General features: G+C 72.8%; 15 protein-coding genes. 8 read left to right on the top strand and 7 right to left on the bottom strand.

The features are described from left to right. The first annotated feature begins 24 nt into the window (after positions 1-24). Positions 25-1677: a RecQ family ATP-dependent DNA helicase gene (locus tag ACTJJP_RS16320; protein ID WP_440776036.1), complete on the top strand. Its 1653-nt coding sequence runs from the start codon at positions 25-27 to the stop codon at positions 1675-1677. 332 nt (positions 1678-2009) lie between these two features. On the opposite strand, the gene ACTJJP_RS16315 is transcribed toward ACTJJP_RS16320, so the two are convergent. From ACTJJP_RS16315 to ACTJJP_RS16290, 6 genes are all read right to left on the bottom strand, one after another. Then, the gene (locus ACTJJP_RS16315) at positions 2010-2417 is read right to left on the bottom strand and encodes a DoxX family protein (protein WP_440776035.1); all 408 of its coding nucleotides are present in this window, start codon (positions 2415-2417) and stop codon (positions 2010-2012) included. A 90-nt stretch (positions 2418-2507) separates the two neighbouring features. Then, entirely contained in the window at positions 2508-3386 is an 879-nt protein-coding gene (locus ACTJJP_RS16310) for a serine hydrolase domain-containing protein (RefSeq protein ID WP_440776034.1), read from the bottom strand. Positions 3387-3546: 160 nt separating this feature from the next. Then, the gene (locus ACTJJP_RS16305; protein ID WP_440776033.1) at positions 3547-4323 is read right to left on the bottom strand and encodes an LLM class flavin-dependent oxidoreductase; all 777 of its coding nucleotides are present in this window, start codon (positions 4321-4323) and stop codon (positions 3547-3549) included. Then, positions 4320-5201: an LLM class flavin-dependent oxidoreductase gene (locus ACTJJP_RS16300; protein WP_440776032.1), complete on the bottom strand. Its 882-nt coding sequence runs from the start codon at positions 5199-5201 to the stop codon at positions 4320-4322. Before ACTJJP_RS16300 ends, ACTJJP_RS16305 begins: the two co-directional genes overlap by 4 nt. Positions 5202-5645: 444 nt before the next feature. Next, entirely contained in the window at positions 5646-8168 is a 2523-nt protein-coding gene (locus tag ACTJJP_RS16295) for an ATP-dependent Clp protease ATP-binding subunit (protein ID WP_440776031.1), read from the bottom strand. A 74-nt stretch (positions 8169-8242) separates the two neighbouring features. Then, a complete protein-coding gene (locus ACTJJP_RS16290; RefSeq protein ID WP_440776030.1) occupies positions 8243-9073 on the bottom strand; it encodes a hypothetical protein in 831 nt (276 codons plus the stop codon). A gap of 112 nt (positions 9074-9185) precedes the next feature. Here ACTJJP_RS16290 and ACTJJP_RS16285 point away from each other — a divergent pair, with 112 nt between their 5' ends. From ACTJJP_RS16285 to ACTJJP_RS16260, 6 genes are all read left to right on the top strand, one after another. Further along, a complete protein-coding gene (locus ACTJJP_RS16285) occupies positions 9186-9554 on the top strand; it encodes a VOC family protein (protein ID WP_440776029.1) in 369 nt (122 codons plus the stop codon). Positions 9555-9608: 54 nt separating this feature from the next. Then, complete coding sequence (locus ACTJJP_RS16280; protein ID WP_440776028.1) at positions 9609-10454, top strand: EI24 domain-containing protein; 846 nt, start codon at positions 9609-9611, stop codon at positions 10452-10454. A 24-nt stretch (positions 10455-10478) separates the two neighbouring features. Next, complete coding sequence (locus tag ACTJJP_RS16275) at positions 10479-10628, top strand: hypothetical protein (protein WP_013585971.1); 150 nt, start codon at positions 10479-10481, stop codon at positions 10626-10628. A gap of 14 nt (positions 10629-10642) precedes the next feature. Continuing rightward, positions 10643-12307, top strand: a complete 1665-nt coding sequence (locus ACTJJP_RS16270) for an alpha-keto acid decarboxylase family protein (protein ID WP_440776027.1) — start codon at positions 10643-10645, stop codon at positions 12305-12307. Positions 12308-12436: 129 nt separating this feature from the next. Then, positions 12437-13540, top strand: a complete 1104-nt coding sequence (locus ACTJJP_RS16265) for a class I SAM-dependent methyltransferase (protein ID WP_440776026.1) — start codon at positions 12437-12439, stop codon at positions 13538-13540. Between the two features lie 130 nt (positions 13541-13670). Beyond that, positions 13671-14225 carry a hypothetical protein gene (locus ACTJJP_RS16260; protein ID WP_440776025.1) on the top strand — a complete coding sequence of 185 codons (555 nt, stop codon included), beginning with the start codon at positions 13671-13673 and terminating at the stop codon, positions 14223-14225. 168 nt (positions 14226-14393) lie between these two features. Here ACTJJP_RS16260 and ACTJJP_RS16255 read toward each other — a convergent pair whose 3' ends face one another. Further along, on the bottom strand, positions 14394-14858 hold the full coding sequence (locus ACTJJP_RS16255) for a DUF3817 domain-containing protein (RefSeq protein ID WP_440776024.1): 465 nt from the start codon (positions 14856-14858) through the stop codon (positions 14394-14396). A gap of 269 nt (positions 14859-15127) precedes the next feature. On the opposite strand from ACTJJP_RS16255, the gene ACTJJP_RS16250 reads away from it, so the two are divergent. Then, positions 15128-16153: an FUSC family protein gene (locus tag ACTJJP_RS16250; protein WP_440776023.1), complete on the top strand. Its 1026-nt coding sequence runs from the start codon at positions 15128-15130 to the stop codon at positions 16151-16153. Positions 16154-16156: the final 3 nt, after the last annotated feature.

Raw genomic sequence — 16156 nt, 5'->3', positions numbered from 1 at the left:
GGCCTCCCCAGGAATGAGGCATCCGTGAACGCTCCCGCCACCCTCGAACAGTCCGCCCGCACCGCCCGTGAGGTCTTCGGGTGGGACGACCTGCTGCCGGGGCAGGCCGAAGCGATCGACGCCGTCGTCGGCGGGCGCGACACCCTGGTCGTCTTCCCCACCGGCGCCGGCAAGTCGGCGGTGTACCAGATCTCCGGATGCGAACTCGGCGGCGTAACCGTCGTGATCTCGCCACTGCTGGCCCTGCAGCGCGACCAGATCGACTCGATCGACCGCGCACCCGATGCTCCCGCCGCGGTGGCGCTGAACTCCCGGACGAGCGCCGCCGCGAAGCGCACCGCGTGGGCGACGATCGAGAGCGGCGACGCCGTGTACGCCTTCCTGGCGCCCGAGCAGCTGGCCAACAGCGAGGTGTTCGACCGCCTCGCGAAGGCCGATGTGCGCCTGGTCGTCGTCGACGAGGCCCACTGCGTCTCGGCGTGGGGACACGACTTCCGCCCCGACTACGCGCGGATCGGCGATGCCGTCGAGGCGCTCGGGCATCCGCCGTTGCTGGCCTTGACGGCCACGGCATCCGCTCCCGTCCGCGATGACATCGTGTCGAGCCTGGGCATGCGCGACCCGCACCTCGAGGTGCGCGGCATGGACCGACCCGAGATCCACCTGGCGGTCCGCCGCCACGAGCACGACGACGACAAGCGGCGCGCCGTGATCGCGGACGTTCAGGATGCCGGTGGCCCGGCGCTGCTGTATGTGGCGACCCGCAAAGAGACCGACGCCTACGCCGACGAGCTCGCCGCCCTCGGTCTGCGGGCGGCCGCGTACCACGGCGCGATGGCGCAGAAGAGGCGCGACGAGGTGCACACGGCGTGGAGTGCGGGAGAACTCGACGTCGTCGTGGCGACCTCGGCGTTCGGCATGGGCGTCGACAAGAGCGACGTGCGCCTGGTCGTGCACGCCGACGTCACCGAGTCGCTCGACTCGTACGCCCAGGAGATCGGTCGCGCGGCGCGCGATGGGCAGCCCGCCCGGGCGATCCTGCACTACCGCGCCGAAGACTTCTCGCTGCGGTCGTTCTTCGCCGGCGGGCACACCAAACGCGCCGACATCGCCGGGGTGTGGGACGCCCTTCTCCGCGCGACGACGCCCCTGCGCGCGAAAGGCATCGCCGACGAGAGCGGCCGTTCGACCCGCGCGATCGGGCGGGTGCTGAACCAGCTCGTCGCGTGCGGCCTGGCCGTGTCGGGCCCTGAGGGCGTCTCGGTGCACGAACGGGTGTCGGCGGGCGACGCGGTCGGCGCGGTGCGCGAGCGCGACGAGGCCGAGGAGCGCATCCGCGCGTCGCGCATCGAGATCATGCGCGGATACGCCGAGACGACCCGCTGCCGTCGGCGCGCTCTCCTGGAGTACTTCGGCGTCGCCACCCCCGAGCACTGCGGGGCGTGCGACCGCTGCGACAGCGGCGCCCAGGCCCCGGTCGCGGCGGACGGCCCCGCGGACGCAGACGACGGCGGCATCCGGATCGACTCCGTCGTCGAGCACGGCGAGTTCGGCACCGGCACGGTCATGGGCATCGAAGACGACCGACTCACCGTGTTCTTCGCCGAGCACGGCTACAAGGTGCTCGCCCGCGCGGCGTTCGAGACCGGCATCCTGGAGCTCGGCGAGGCGGCGTAACCACCGCCCGGTGCGGTCGGGGCTGCGCGGGGTTACGCTCACGGGCGGTCGCGGCGTCGTGCCGAGACGCAGCTCAACGCGGTCAGGGCTGTGCCCGGTCAGGGCTGCGCCCGGTCAGGGCGTCGATAGGCGCTCGGCGTTCAGGACGCGGATCGTGCAACGGGGCGGACAACGGCCGCCCCACCGCACATCCGGCGCCCCGAAGCGCACGACCACCCCCAGGACGCGACCGGTGGGACCTCTCGGGGCGCCGTCCGCCGCGATGTCGCGCGTGCCTCGCACCGGGAAGGCTCGACCCACCCCTCACCGTGACGGGAGATGTTCCGCGAGGATCAGCGGTCCCGCGTCGCCCACCACGCCCACGCCACGAGCGGGAGCTGCAGGAACAGGCGCAGGAAACGCGCGCGGTCGGTGTTGAGCCCCGGCGCCGCGCGCCCCGTACGCCACTGGTGCACGTTGCCCGGGAAGACGGCGACGAAGAACACGGCGATGACCGCCCCGATGCGGCGGCGTTCGCGCGGCAACGTGATCAGCGCCGTCCCGAGGATCATCTCCACGGCTCCGGATGCCACGACGATGGCGTCCTTGTCCGTGTGCAGCATCCGCGTGGCCCAGCCCGGCACGACGATGCGATACCCCCGCCGGCCCCACGTGAGATGGCTGACGCCCGCCCCGACCAGCAGCAGGGCCAGCGCCCCGCGTGCGACCGAACGGACGGTGAGACCTCGACGACGTGGCATCCGGTCAGTCTTCCACCAGGTTGCGGGCCTCGGGTCGAGGGAGAGCGGGCGAGCCACCGGCACCCGTGCCGGGCGCACCCGCGACGACGTTCACGCGCCCTCGAGCGCCTCCGCGGCGATCTCGACGAGGCGGTGGTCGCGCGACTCTTCGTGGGCCGTGATCGCGATCACCGCGTCGTGCACCGCGGAGACGAACACGTACTGACCGTTCAGGCCGTCGAGCCGCCAGCCGCGTCCGGGTCCCTCCCACCCGCCCATGCCGTACCGGGACCAGGGCGCGGGAGCCCCCGTCTCGCGCGGGTCGACGTGCATCGCGGCGACCCAGGCGGCATCCACGATCCTGCGCTCGCCGAAACGGCCACCGTCGCGCAGGACGCGCCCGATCCGGACGAGGTCGCTCGTGCGCAGGTGCAGTCCGCTCCCGCCGAGGACGTACCCGCTCGGGCACCGCGTCCACGCCGGACACGGGATGCCGAGAGGCCCGAACAGCCTCGGGAGGAGCCAGTCCCGAACGTCGCCGACGCGCGACGCGAGCATCCGCATCGCGACGTAGGTGCTCGCGTCCGAGTACTGGAACACGCGACCGGGTCCGCGTGAGCCTGCGCGCAGCATCGTCCGGGCGAGATCGTCGCCGGGCACCGGCTGTCCCGCGAACCATTCGAAGTCGATCCCGCTGGTCATCGTCAGAAGGTGACGCAGGGTGACCTGATCGACCCCGGGCCCGACATCCGTCAGGGGCACGACATCGACCGCGCGTGTCTCCGCTGAAAGGACCCCCTCGGCGACGGCGATCCCGGCGGCGAGCACACTCACCCCCTTCGACACCGAGTACACGTCGGACGGTTCGTCACGCACCCAGCGGTGCTCGGCCTCGTCGTCGCCGATGAGGACATGGATGCCGTGCGCCTCGAGCCGCTCGCCGTCGATCGCCGCCGACACGGTGTCGCGGACCTGGCGCGGGTCGGGCATGTCCTCCACGGTAGCGGGCACCGCTGCGCGCTGTCCTCGTTCGGTCCGATCCCGCGGACGCTGCGGATGGTGCGCTGATCCGATCGTGCTCGACGGGTGCTCGCCGTGCGACAGCAGCCCAGACCGGCGAACCCCCTGCCCTCCGCCCGGCGGCGTCGGGTCAGCGTGTCGACGGTGCCGTTCGACGGATGAAGTCGACGTAGGCCTCGACGGTGTCCTCCTGCACGATCGCCCGCAGCACGACCTCATCGGTCGCCGCCGTGTAGGCCTCGAGGGTCTCGCCCAGGTGCGCGAGGTCGCGGATGGTGGTGTCGGCGGCATCCACCCCCATCCGTTCGAAGTTGGCGGCGTAATTCGGGAACGACGCATAGCGTGCGGTCTCGGCGTCGAGACGGGCTCGCGCGGCCGGATCGACGGCCGTGCGCACGTACACGGCGACGTGGGCCGCGTGAGCGATCTCGTGCAGTGCATCGGACTGCGTGCGCGCTTCGAGAGGCGGCACCCAGTTGAGCACCACGCCCTGCGCCCGCTCCGCTCCCACGCGGCGCATCTTCGGCCCCAGCGCCCCGACGACCACGCGCGGCAGCCCGGCGTCGTGCAGCACCTCGATCGCACGTCCGACACGCGCGAGTGCGCCCTCTCTGGCGACACCGGAGCCGATCCCGAGGGTCAACCGGTCGAGCGGAAGTCCGAGAGACCGCACCTCGGCGGCGATCGTGTCGGCCGGGCGGCGGTCGATCGGGACCACCCCGGTCGCCAGGTGCAGGCTGTCGGTGACGCGGGCGACCGCGGCGAGGACCACCAGGGCGTCGCCGTCGGGGGTGTCGTTGATCCACAGCGTGTGGAAGCCCGCGCTCTCGACCGCGGGGGCGATCTCGGCCACGGCATCGGGCCCCAGCGAACCCGCGAGTCCGAGCGAGACGACGCCCCGCGTCACGACACGCCCCCGGCGGCGGGGAGGGCGAGAGCGACCTGGCCGACGGCAGCGGCGAAGGCCGCCAGATCGACGTCGTCGGTGGGGAGCAGCACCACATCGTCGACACCGACGGCCTGGAACCGCGCGACTCCGTCGGCGACCTCCGACACGGAGCCCGCCAGCACGCGGTCGGCGGCATCGGGGCGATCGCGCATCATCGCGGTCGCGCGCTCGCGGGCGCCGGGACCGAATGCCGTGAGCACGTACGCCACCACGTCGGCGCGACCCTCGCGACCCGCGTCGGCACGCCCCGCCTGCACGGTCTCGACGGCGGCGGCGATCTCGGCCACGGTGTGACGGCTGTCGAGCACCACACCATCGGCCACCTCGCCCGCGAGAGCGAGCGTCTTGGGCCCCTCCGCGGCGGCGTAGACGAGAGGAGCAGTCGCCGGCGGCCAGTCGAGCGCGACACCGCGAAGCTTCACATACCGCCCCTCGGTGCTGACCGTCTCGCCCGCGAGCAGCGCTCGAAGCGCCGGCAGGTGCTCACGCATGAGCGTGAGCGGGGATGCGGCCTTGGCCCCGACCTGTCGCATCCAGTCCTGCACTCCGTGACCGAACCCGGGGAGCAGACGACCGGGGAACATCCGCTCAATCGTCGCCACCTCCATCGCCGAGGCGGCGACGTTGCGCAGAGGCAACGGCGCGATGCCGACGCCGATGCGCAGATGGTCGGTGACCGCGAGCGCTGCCGCGGCCGCCGCCCACGCCGACGACCGGAAGCAGTCCTCCCACAACCAGAGCTCCTCGACGCCGGCGTCTTCGGCCGCACGCGCGGCGTCACGGAGCTGCTCAGGGGGGTGCGGGTACGGGCTGAAGATCATGCCGATACGACTCATGGGTCTACTCTGCCCCGAACCTCCGACATCGCGGCAGAGGATTCCGTCCGTTCGGGACTGCGGGCAGAACCGGCGTCGCCGCCTCCCTCCTGCGCCCACGCCCGCACCCGCGCCCGCACCCACGCCCACGCCCGCGCCGACGCCCACGCCCGCCCACACGCCCACGCCCACGCCCGCCCACACGCCCACGCCCGCGCCCGAGCCCGCGCCCGCGCCCGCGCCCACGCCGACACAACGCAGGACTTCTGCGCCGCGACCGGGCGCGACACGTCGCCGAACCGCGGACCGCGCCCGGGAACTCCTGCGTCATGTCCGCGGGGTGCCGCGCACAGCCGGTCCACGGATGCCGAAACCCGGCGCCGACGCCCCCGACACGCTGGACGCCCCCGGCGCCGAAGCACCGGGGGCGTGACTGGCGCGCCACCCGCGCACAAAAGGGACGACTCAGGCGGCGAGCGCCGGCACGACGGGCATCACCACGAAGCCCGCGTCGGTGGCATCCACCGTCACCGCTCCCCCGTCTGCCAGTTCCCCCGAGACGAAGAGGTCGGCGATGCGGTCGTCGACCTCGCGCTGGATGACGCGGCGCAGCGGCCGCGCGCCGTACTCGGGCTCGTAGCCGACCTCGGCGAGGCGGTCGATCGCGGCATCCGTCACCTCGAAAGTCACCTCTCGAGAAGCGAGCCGCCGCGATGTGGCGCCCAGCAACAGCCCCACGATCTCGCGCAACTGCGCCCTCTCGAGCTTGCGGAACAGCACGATGTCGTCGATGCGGTTGAGGAACTCCGGCCGCATGGCCTCACGGAGCTTGCCCATCACCCGGTCGCGCAGGTCGGCGTCGGCGAACTCGCGGCCGGTGGTCGTGAACCCGATCGCACCGGATCGGGATGCCAAGAACTCCGCGCCGAGGTTCGAGGTCATCACGATGACCGTGTTGCGGAAGTCGACCGTGCGCCCCTGGCCGTCGGTGAGGCGACCGTCGTCGAGCACCTGCAGCAGCAGGGTGAACACGTCGGGGTGGGCCTTCTCGATCTCGTCGAACAGCACCACCGCGTAGGGGTTGCGGCGCACGCGCTCGGTGAGCTGACCGGCTTCGTCGTAGCCGACGTATCCCGGAGGGGCGCCGATCAGGCGCGAGACGGTGTGGCGCTCGCCGAACTCGCTCATGTCGAAGCGGATCACGGCGCCGTCGTCGTCGAAGAGGGATCCGGCCAGGGCCTTGGCCAGCTCGGTCTTGCCGACGCCGGTGGGTCCGAGGAAGAGGAACGAGCCCACGGGACGGTTCTCGTCGCCCATGCCGGTGCGGTTGCGGCGCACGGCCTTGGCGACGGCCGCGACGGCGTCGTCCTGTCCGATGACGCGGGCGTGCAACTCGGTCTCGAGCTCGGCGAGTCGACCGCGCTCGGTCGCGGTGAGGCGCGCGACGGGGATGCCGGTCGCGCGGCTGATCACCGCGGCGATCTCGGGCTCGTCGACCACGGCCGCAGCGCTCGGGCGGCTGGTCGCCTCGTCGAGGCGCGTCTGCACCGCGGCGATCTCGTCGCGCAAGCGCGAGGCCTCTTCGTAGTGCTCGGCCGAGACGGCGGCGTTCTTGTCGGCCTCGAGGGTCGCGAGACGCTCGAGCAAGGCGGATGTGTCGACGGACACGCCCAGCTTCAGCCGCAGACGCGCGCCGGCCTGGTCGATGAGGTCGATCGCCTTGTCGGGCAGCACCCGATCCGCGAGGTAGCGATCGCTGAGCTCGACGGCCGCGCGCAGGGCGTCGTCGGTGTAGGTGACGGCGTGGTGCTGCTCGTACGCCGACCGCAGTCCGCGCAGGATCTCCACGGCATCCGTGATCGAGGGCTCCCCCACGCGCACGGGCTGCAGGCGCCGCTCGAGAGCGGGGTCCTTCTCGATCGTGCGGTACTCGCGCAGGGTGGTCGCACCGATCAGGTGCACGTCGCCGCGCGCGAGGCGGGGCTTGAGGATGTTCCCGGCATCCATCGATCCATCGCCGCTCCCGCCTGCTCCGACAAGCGTGTGCACCTCGTCGATGAAGACGACGAGCTTCTCGGATGCCGAGACCTCGTCCATCGTCTGGGTGAGACGTTCCTCGAAGTCACCGCGATAGCGGGCCCCGGCGAGCATGGCGGCGAGGTCGAGCGACACCACGCGGGTCTCGCGCAGTTGCTCGGGCACCTCACCCGCGACGATGGCGCGCGCGAGTCCCTCGACGACGGCGGTCTTGCCGACGCCGGCCTCGCCGATGAGCACGGGGTTGTTCTTGGTGCGGCGGCTGAGGATCTCGATCGTCTGCTCGATCTCGTCTGTGCGCCCGATCACGGGGTCGAGCTCGCCCGCGGCGGCGCGCGCGGTGAGATCGGTGCCGAAGCGGTCGAGGTTCGGGGTCACGGATGCACTCTCCGCCGTCGTCTCGCTCTGCTCGCCGCCCAGGACGGTCTCGCGCACGCCCTGGGTCAGGGCCTCGGCGGTGACGCCGGCCTGGGCGAGGATCTGGCCCGCCGGGGCGTCCTGCGCGAGCACGAGCGCGAAGAAGAGGTCGTCGGGGTCGACGTACGTCGATCCCGCCGCGCGGGCCACCTGGAACGCGTGGAACAGGGCGCGTTGCACGGAGCCGGCCACCACCGCGCCGTCGACGTCGGCGGCGGGTGAAGCGGCGGGCAGACGGCTCTCGGCGGCCCGGGCGATGGCGGCGGGGTCGGCGCCGAGCCGGCTCACCGCCTCCTTCGCGGGCGAGCGACCGACGAGCACGTGGAGGACGTGGAGCGCGTCGAGTTCGCGCTGACCACGGCTGAGGGCGAAGCGACCGGCCTCTTGCAGGGCGTCCTGGGTGCGGGCGCTCAGGAAGCGGCTGAGGTCGATGGAGCGCTCGGCGCGAGCCTGTTCGCCCGCCAGGTAGCGAGCGAGGAATTCGTCGAACGACTGCGCGCCGTCGCCGGCGCCGGGAGTGACATCTTCGGGCAATTCCGTCTCCTGTGATACGTGAGGACTGGCAACTTGAGTGCCGCCGTATCAACTTCAACGCGAGGCCGTCGCGGCTATTCCCGAAGACCCGGATCGGCCTCGTTCCAGAACTCGACGGTCTGCACCACCCAGAACACCCCGAACAGCGCGAGGGCGATCGACTCCCCCACGAACACCACGGGGAACCCCGTGCGCTCGAGGTCCGTCACGATGCCGATGGCGAGCAGGACGAGCGTCGCGAGGATCCCCACCGCGACGGCGCCGTACGCCCGCCGCAGGCCCGCGCGGCGACGGCCGGTCGACTGCGGCCGCCACGCGGCGAGGGCCGCCACCGCCGCGATCAGCATGAAGAACGCCACGGCCGCGACCTCGTGCGCCATCGCGAAGAAGCCCTCCGGTGCGATCACCGCCCACGCCCACGCCGCGACGGTGAGCGACACGATCACCCCGATCGTCGCCGCCACTCCCCGGCTGGCCGTGCCCTGCACCCGCGCGAGGATCCCCCCGGCGATGGCCCCGAGAAGGACAACGGATGCCACGGCCGCGCCGTTGTTCACCACCGTCGCGCGCACCTCGGGCGGCACGCACCGCAGCACCGGCTCGCAGACACCCGCCGCGACGGTGGTCGGAACGTAGGCCACCGCGAGCGCGAGGACCGCGGCGATGTCGAGCAGACCCTGCTCGATGCTCCTGCCGGACAGTGCCAGCAGCGCCAGGGCGATCGCGCTCAGCGCGCCGACGAACACCGGCCCCGCCGGGCCGTAATAGGCGGCGCTGACGGACGGGAGCGCCGCACCGCCCGCGACCTCGAGTGCGACCCCGATCGCGAGGAACACGGAGGCACCGATGAGCGCCAGTCGCACGTACCGGTACGTGCGCTGGGTCGAGGTCGTGCGGATGCGCATGACGGCATCCTTCCAGGGCCCTCCGACACCGGCGCGGGTCCTTGCGGGCACCGCCGCTCGCGTGATGTCGGAGGCCGGGGCCATACTGGCCGCACATCGAGAGGAGCCGCTCATGCAGTGGAGGATCGAGCTCATCTTCGTCCCCGTGACGGACGTCGACCGGGCGAAGGAGTTCTACGAACGGATCGGGTTCCACCCCGACCACGACCACCAGGTGACCGACGAGCTGCGCTTCGTGCAGATGACCCCGCCGGGGTCCGCCTGCTCGATCGCCTTCGGAACCGGTCTCGGGATGACGCTCGAGCCAGGACGCCAAGACACGATCCAGGTGGTCGTGCCCGACGCCGACGACGCGCTCGCGCACCTGCGGGAGGCGGGGGTGGAGGCCGACGGCGTCGACGAACAGCAATGGGGGCGGTTCGTCACCTTCGCCGATCCGGACGGCAACCGCTGGACGCTGCAGCAGTTCCCCGCGTCCTGAGGCTCGTTGCCGCCGCGACCAGCCCCGTGCGGGCGGGTCTGCCAGACTTCCGGCATGCGCGAATTCCTCACCGGCGCAGGACTCCTGCTCCGCGGTCTCGGCCAGTGGCGCCGGACGCCCGGGGCGATGGCGCTGGGCCTCATCCCCGGGACCGTCGTCGGGATCGTCTTCCTGGCGGCGCTCATCGGGTGGGCTCTCGCGCTCCCGGGCTTCGTCGACGACTGGACGCCCTTCGCCGACGCGTGGCCGCCCTTCTGGGCCGACGCCGTGCGCTGGGCGATCGGCCTCGCCTCTTTCGGCGCCGCCCTCCTGGTGGTCGTGGTGTCGTTCACGGCGGTGACCCTCGCGGTCGGCGAGCCCTTCTACGACCGCATCTGGCGAGCGACCGAGCGCAGCGCCACCGGCGCGGTGCCCGACGCCGACTACGGCTTCTGGCGCGCGGTCGGCGACAGCGTGCGCCTCATCCTCCGCGGCATCCTGGCCGCCGCTCTGGCGTGGCTCATCGGACTCGTCCCGTTCGTGGGCGGTGTGCTCGGTTTCGCCACCGGCGTCGCGCTCACCGGCTGGCTGCTCGCCGACGAGCTCACCTCGCGGTCCCTGTCGGCGCGGGGCTTCGACCGCCGCGCGCGGCGCGAGATCATCCGCGCGCACCGCGCACGAGCCCTCGGCTTCGGAGTCGCGACGCAGCTGTGCTTCCTCGTCCCCCTGGGCGCCGTCGCCGTCATGCCCGCCGCGGTGGCCGGAAGCACCCTGTGGACGCTCTCGGCCCTCGACGGCAGGCGCCCGCTCGACGGGCGCGTCGACCCCCACCCCGGGATCGCGGCGACCGGCGCGCCGGCCTCGCCCCGCGCCGCCACGCCGACCTCTCCGGCGAACCGGCCGGTCGACCCGGCACGATAGCCTGGACCGACCGAAGGGATCCTCATGTTCATCGTCTCGCTCATCCTGTTCGTCGGCGGCATGCTGCTGACGGGACTGTCGTTCTCGCTCGCCGCTCCCGCGCTGTTCTTCGCGCTCGGCATCATCCTCGTGTCGGCCTCGCTGGCCCTCCCCTTCCACTTCGGCACCCGGTAACCCGCGCGGCGGCCATGACGATGTACACGGTCGCCGACTACCTGCTCGACCGTCTCGCCGAGGCGGGTGTGCGACACCTCTTCGGTGTGCCGGGAGACTTCACGCTGGCCTTCCTCGACCACGTCGAGCGCCACCCCGTCATCGAATGGGTCGGGTGCGCGAACGAGCTCGGCGCCGGGTACGCCGCCGACGGCTACGGACGCCTGCTCGGCCTCGGCGCGCTCAGCACGACCTTCGGTGTCGGCGAGCTCTCGGCGATCAGCGCCGTCGCCGGCAGCTACGCCGAGCACGTGCCCGTCGTCCATGTCGTGGGCGCACCCACCACCGCGGTGCAGGCGGCCGGCCGGGCGAGTCACCACTCCCTCGGCGACGGCGACTTCGGACACTTCGCCCGCATGACCGCCGAGGTCACCGCCGCGCAAGAGGTGCTGTCGGCCGCCGACGCCCCCGCGCAGATCGACCGCCTGCTCGCGGAGGTGCGTCATCGGCGCCTGCCCGGCTACCTCCTCATCCCGGCCGACGTCGGCGAAGCCCCGGCCGAACCGCCGTCCTCACCGCTTCCCGACGCCGACGTCGTGACCGACCCCGTCGTCCTCGCGCGTTTCCGCGACGCCGTCGCCGCCCGTCTCGAGGCGGCCGACACCGTCGCCGTGCTCGCCGACATCCTCGTGGCGCGTCTCGGCGCCGAAGACGCGCTCCACGGCCTGCTCTCGCACGGGATCTCCCACGCCTCGCTGCTCTGGGGACGCCGCGTCGTCGACGAGTCGGCATCCGGGTACCTCGGTTCCTACCTCGGCGCCGCGAGCGCTCCGGCGGTGCGCGCCGGCATCGAGGGAGCCGACCTGCTCGTGCTGGCCGGCGTGCAGTTCACCGACCTCACCACGGGCTTCTTCTCGCAGCGCATCGACACCGCCCGCACGGTCGAGATCCGTGGCGAGCACGCGCGGGTCGGCGACGACGACTACCGGCCCCTCGCGATGCGCGACGCGCTCGACGCCGTGGCCGCCGAGGTGGCGGCGCGGGGCGACCGTTTCCGTGCAGACGCCTCCGCGGCGGCGCAGGCTCCCCCGCGCGACCCGGATGCCGACGGCCCCCTCTCGCAGCGGGCCCTCTGGCGCGAGGTGGCGGGGTTCCTCCGCGAGGGAGACACCGTGCTGGCCGATCAGGGAACCTCGTTCTACGGCATGGCCGGAGAACGCCTTCCCCACGGCGTCGTCTTCGGCGGCCAGCCGCTGTGGGCCGCGATCGGCTTCACGCTCCCCGCGATCCTGGGCGCCGCGCTCGCGCGGCGCGAGCGACGCCCGGTGCTGCTCATCGGCGACGGCGCGGCGCAGCTGACCGCGGCCGAGCTCGGCACGCTGGTGCGCCATGACGTGCCCGCGATCATCGTGGTCGTCGACAACGCGGGCTACACCGTCGAGCGGGTGATCCACGGGTTGCACGAGGAGTACAACGACATCGCGGCGTGGAACTGGACGACCCTGCTGGCCGCGATGGACCCCCGCGGGTCGACGACGGGTGTGCGGGTCGACACGGTCGCAGACCTGCGACGGGCGCTGGCCGACGCGCGGGCGTCGTCGTCGCTGACGCTCATCCAGGCGGTCGTGCCGCAGGACGACGTGCCTCCCGTGCTCGCCGACCTCGCCGCCGCGGCCGCGGCCGCGAACCGCCGCGCCTGAGGCCCGCCCGGCGCCCGCCCGCGCCCGGGCCGAGGTGCTCGCTCGCGCGACCGACCGATCGACCCGCGGAACGGATGCCGCGTGGCGCGCGCCGCGGAAGCGCCCGCCCGACACGGGTACCGTTACACGATGCCCTTCTCGTTCGACGCCCTCCGTCGCCGCCCCGATCTCGAGGGTCCCGACCTCGTCGCCGTCGACGCCGCCGACCGCCTGATCCTCGACGAGTCGGCGGACGCGCGCGCGGGTCTGTCCGACGGCGCGCTCGTCGTCATCGGCGACACGCACGGCGCGCTGACCCTCGCCGCGGCCGACGCGGGCGCGCGAGGCATCCGAGTCCACCAGGACGAGCTCCTCGGCGAGCAGGCCCTCGCGGCCAACGCCGCCGACGCGGGGCTCGACACCGCCTTCACCTCGCACCGTCTCGACGCGGAGCTGCTCACGGGGGCGCGTGTGGTGCTGCTGCGCCTGCCGCGCTCGCTGCGGGCGCTCGCCGACATCGCGGGGCTCATCGCACTGCACGCCGATCCCGAGGTGATGGTGTTCGCCGGCGGACGACTCAAGCACATGACCATCACCATGAACGACGTTCTGCGCGCCCGTTTCGATCGTGTCGACGTCTCGCACGCCCGGCAGAAGTCCCGTGTCCTCATCGCTCGCGGGCCCCACGACGGCGCCGAACCCGTTCCGGAGGCCGCCGACGTCGACAGCATCCGGGTGCGCGCTTTCGGCGGCGCGTTCGCGGGGGCCTCGATCGACATCGGCACCCGTCTGCTGCTCGCGCACCTGCCCGAACCGCGGGCGTCCGAGGCGATCGACCTCGCCTGCGGCACCGGCGTGGTGGCGGTGGCGCTGGCCGTGCGGCATCCCTCGCTCCGGGTGCTCGCGTGCGATCAGTCGGCGATCGCGGTCGCCTCCGCGCGGGCGACCTCGGCCGCGAACGGCGTGGACGATCGCGTGCGCGTGGAGCGCGACGACATGCTGCGGGCGCAACCGGATGCCACGGCCTCGTTCATCGCGCTGAACCCGCCCTTCCACGCGGGAGCAGCCGTGGCCGACGGTCTCGCGCCGCGCATGTTCGCCGATGCGGCACGGGTGCTGCGTGCGGGCGGCGAGCTGTGGACCGTGTGGAACTCCGCCCTGCAGTACCGCCCGACCCTCGAGCGGGTCGTCGGACCCACCCGGCAGGTCGCGCGCGACCGCAAGTTCACCGTGACGGTGTCGACGAAACGCTGACGGCGCGCGCCGGCGGCACGTCCCTCGCGTGGCCACGGCGCCTCACGCCATCGACGCCTCGCCGTGACGGTCCGGTGGCGGCGCACCGCGGCCGAGCGTAGATTCGCAGGGGTCCACGAGGAGGTGCGGCATGCGTGTGCGCGCGATCGCTGCGACCCTCGGCGCCCTGGGCGTGGTCCTGGGCCTGCTCGCGACGGGCCCGGCCGCCACCGCGGGCATCTCGCCCCTTCCTCTCTCGGAGAGCGTGTCGTCGCCGCTGCTCGCCGACTGCTCGAGCATCACCGGCAACGGCCGCGGCTACGCCCGGCTCCACGACATCGCGTTGTGCGGCGCCGACACCATCCCGCCCGATCAGCCGCTGCGGGTCGAGGCCGTCGGCGGCGAGGAGTGCGGGTCGGCCACCCTCACCCTCACGAGTCGGGGCGGTGGGCTCGCGACGGTCGCATGGCGGGTGGCATCCACTTCGGGTCCCATTCTCGACGTCGAACTCGACGCGTGGCTCGCGGGCCGGGCCGGTGGCTCGATGCGACGGTTCTCGGTCCGCGAGCCCTCGCTGCACGCGACGGGTTCCTCGGTCGCGCTCCTGGGCACGGGCGCTGCGACGGCGACGTTGTCGGGAACCGTCGAGACCTTCACGGCCACCTGCCGTATCGCCCCGGCGAGCGTGCGGCTGCACCTGCGCTGATGGTCGCCGCACCTGCGTCGACGACACGACGCAGGAGTTCCGCGGCCGTGTGGGCTCCGACGGGCCATATGCCGGCGGCGGGTCCACAGAATTCCTGCGTTGTGTCCGCTGCATCCTGCACCCCTCTCCGCGCAGATCGCACCGAGAGCGAATCCCCGTCCGACGGGCTCAGCCCTTGCCGCCGGGCGGCCCCACGACCAGCAGCACCACGAAGACCACCGCCACGACGGCGACAAGGGCCCCGGCGAGCGCCCACGGACGCCGCAGGAAGAAGCGCAGCATCCGATCGACGGGACGCCGGTCACGCGGGTCGGCGGTCTCATCGAGCCGCCACGCACCGCGCAGTCGACCGGTGCGCTGCAACCAGATCTCGGTCGGGACCGTCGCGTACGGAATGACCGCGCTGACGACGGCCAGCGCCGTCGGCCCGATTCCCCACCGCTGGTTCAGTGCGACGAGCACCGCGGTGGCGCCGTAGGCGAGGAACACGAACCCGTGGATGCCACCCCCGATCGTCACCGCGAGGGGCAGGTCGGCCACGGCGCGCAGGATCAACCCGCCGATCAGCAGGGTCCATGAGATCGCCTCGGCGATCGCGAGCGTTCGGAACAGGGTCAGGGGCGTGCGGAACACGTCTCTCCTCGGGCGGGTCGGGGCTTCCCACCCTACGCAGGGGCGTCATGCACGCGCGGCCGCTCGCCTCGACATCGAGGAGTCACTCGACTGGCCGGCATCCGATGAGCGGAAGCACCCTCGGCGCGAACTCCGGAGAACTCCATCGCGCATGGCCTCTACATCCCTCCCTGAGAGGTCCGGCAGTCCGATTCTCCGGAGTTGTGCCCGCATGACCGCCCGTCCGAACCGTCCGCAGCACGCGCGCACGTGGAGCGTAGGGTGGTCGAGTGGCGGAATCCCGGGGGCGCGTGTGGACCGGGGTCATCCGGGTCGGACCGCGCGCGGGAGATCATCGCGTGGCCGTCCGCGCCGTGCTCAGCGTCGGCGTCCCCCTGGTCGTCCTGCTGCTGATCGGCCGTCTCGACCTCAGCGTCTACGCCAGCTTCGGCGCCTTCGCCGCGCTGTACGGCCGCACCGACAAGCCGCGGCCGCGCGTGATCATGCAGGCGACCGCGGGTACGGTCCTCGTCTCGTCGATGCTCGTCGGCACGGTCGTCTCGGCGCTCGGCAGCCCTGCCGTGGTGGGTGTCATCGTCGTGGCCGCCCTCGCGTCGGCCGTCGCCTTATTCGCGTACCGTGCCCAGTGGCATCCGCCCGGAGCACTTTTCGCGGTCTTCGCCGGCGGCGCGACGGCGAGCCTTCCGGCGACGTGGTCGTCGCTGCCGCTCGTCTTGCTCGTCGGCGGCGCGAGCGTACTGTGGAGCCTCATCGTCACCGTCGGCTTCGTGCTCGTCCGCCGCGGATCGTGGGCGATGCCGACGCGCTCGCGCCCGGCGATCGGTCCCGTCGCGTGGGAGATGGCGGCAACGGTCGGTGCCGCCGCCCTGCTGGCGGGAATCGCCGGAGCGCTCCTGGTGGGCACCCACTGGTACTGGGCGATGGTCGGGGCGGTCGCGGCCGTCGGCGGCGCGCACGTGACGGCCCGCCTCATCCGCGGCGTTCAGCGCCTGGTCGGCACGCTCCTCGGCGTGCTGATCGCGGCGGGACTCCTCGCGCTCCACCTCCCGCCCTGGCTCGTCATCCTCGTGGCCGTCGCCCTGCAGGCCGCGTCCGAGCTGTTCGTCGGCCGCAACTACGGCATCGCCATGATCTTCATCACCCCTCTCGCGCTGCTGATGATCTCGCTGGCCTCTCCCGCGACGCCCGAGATGCTGCTGCGCGACCGGGTGATCGAGACGATCATCGGTGTCGCGGTGGGCACCGTCGTCGCCATCGTCTCCGCCGTTCTGCGCCGTCGATCCTCGAGGAGCTGATCC

Origin of the sequence: Microbacterium sp. 22296 (assembly GCF_052045385.1) — a bacterium.
Lineage (GTDB): Bacteria > Actinomycetota > Actinomycetes > Actinomycetales > Microbacteriaceae > Microbacterium.
The sequence above is the reverse complement of the archived record's forward strand: the minus strand, read 5'-3'. Positions and strand labels throughout refer to the sequence as shown.

Coding starts and splice junctions, on each gene's coding strand:
- ACTJJP_RS16260 (WP_440776025.1), top strand. CDS start 13,671: ATGCGTGTGCGCGCGATCGCTGCGACCCTCGGCGCCCTGGGCGTGGTC.
- ACTJJP_RS16310 (WP_440776034.1), bottom strand. CDS start 3,386: ATGCCCGACCCGCGCCAGGTCCGCGACACCGTGTCGGCGGCGATCGAC.
- ACTJJP_RS16285 (WP_440776029.1), top strand. CDS start 9,186: ATGCAGTGGAGGATCGAGCTCATCTTCGTCCCCGTGACGGACGTCGAC.
- ACTJJP_RS16315 (WP_440776035.1), bottom strand. CDS start 2,417: ATGCCACGTCGTCGAGGTCTCACCGTCCGTTCGGTCGCACGCGGGGCG.
- ACTJJP_RS16300 (WP_440776032.1), bottom strand. CDS start 5,201: ATGAGTCGTATCGGCATGATCTTCAGCCCGTACCCGCACCCCCCTGAG.
- ACTJJP_RS16270 (WP_440776027.1), top strand. CDS start 10,643: ATGACGATGTACACGGTCGCCGACTACCTGCTCGACCGTCTCGCCGAG.
- ACTJJP_RS16280 (WP_440776028.1), top strand. CDS start 9,609: ATGCGCGAATTCCTCACCGGCGCAGGACTCCTGCTCCGCGGTCTCGGC.
- ACTJJP_RS16290 (WP_440776030.1), bottom strand. CDS start 9,073: ATGCGCATCCGCACGACCTCGACCCAGCGCACGTACCGGTACGTGCGA.
- ACTJJP_RS16275 (WP_013585971.1), top strand. CDS start 10,479: ATGTTCATCGTCTCGCTCATCCTGTTCGTCGGCGGCATGCTGCTGACG.
- ACTJJP_RS16265 (WP_440776026.1), top strand. CDS start 12,437: ATGCCCTTCTCGTTCGACGCCCTCCGTCGCCGCCCCGATCTCGAGGGT.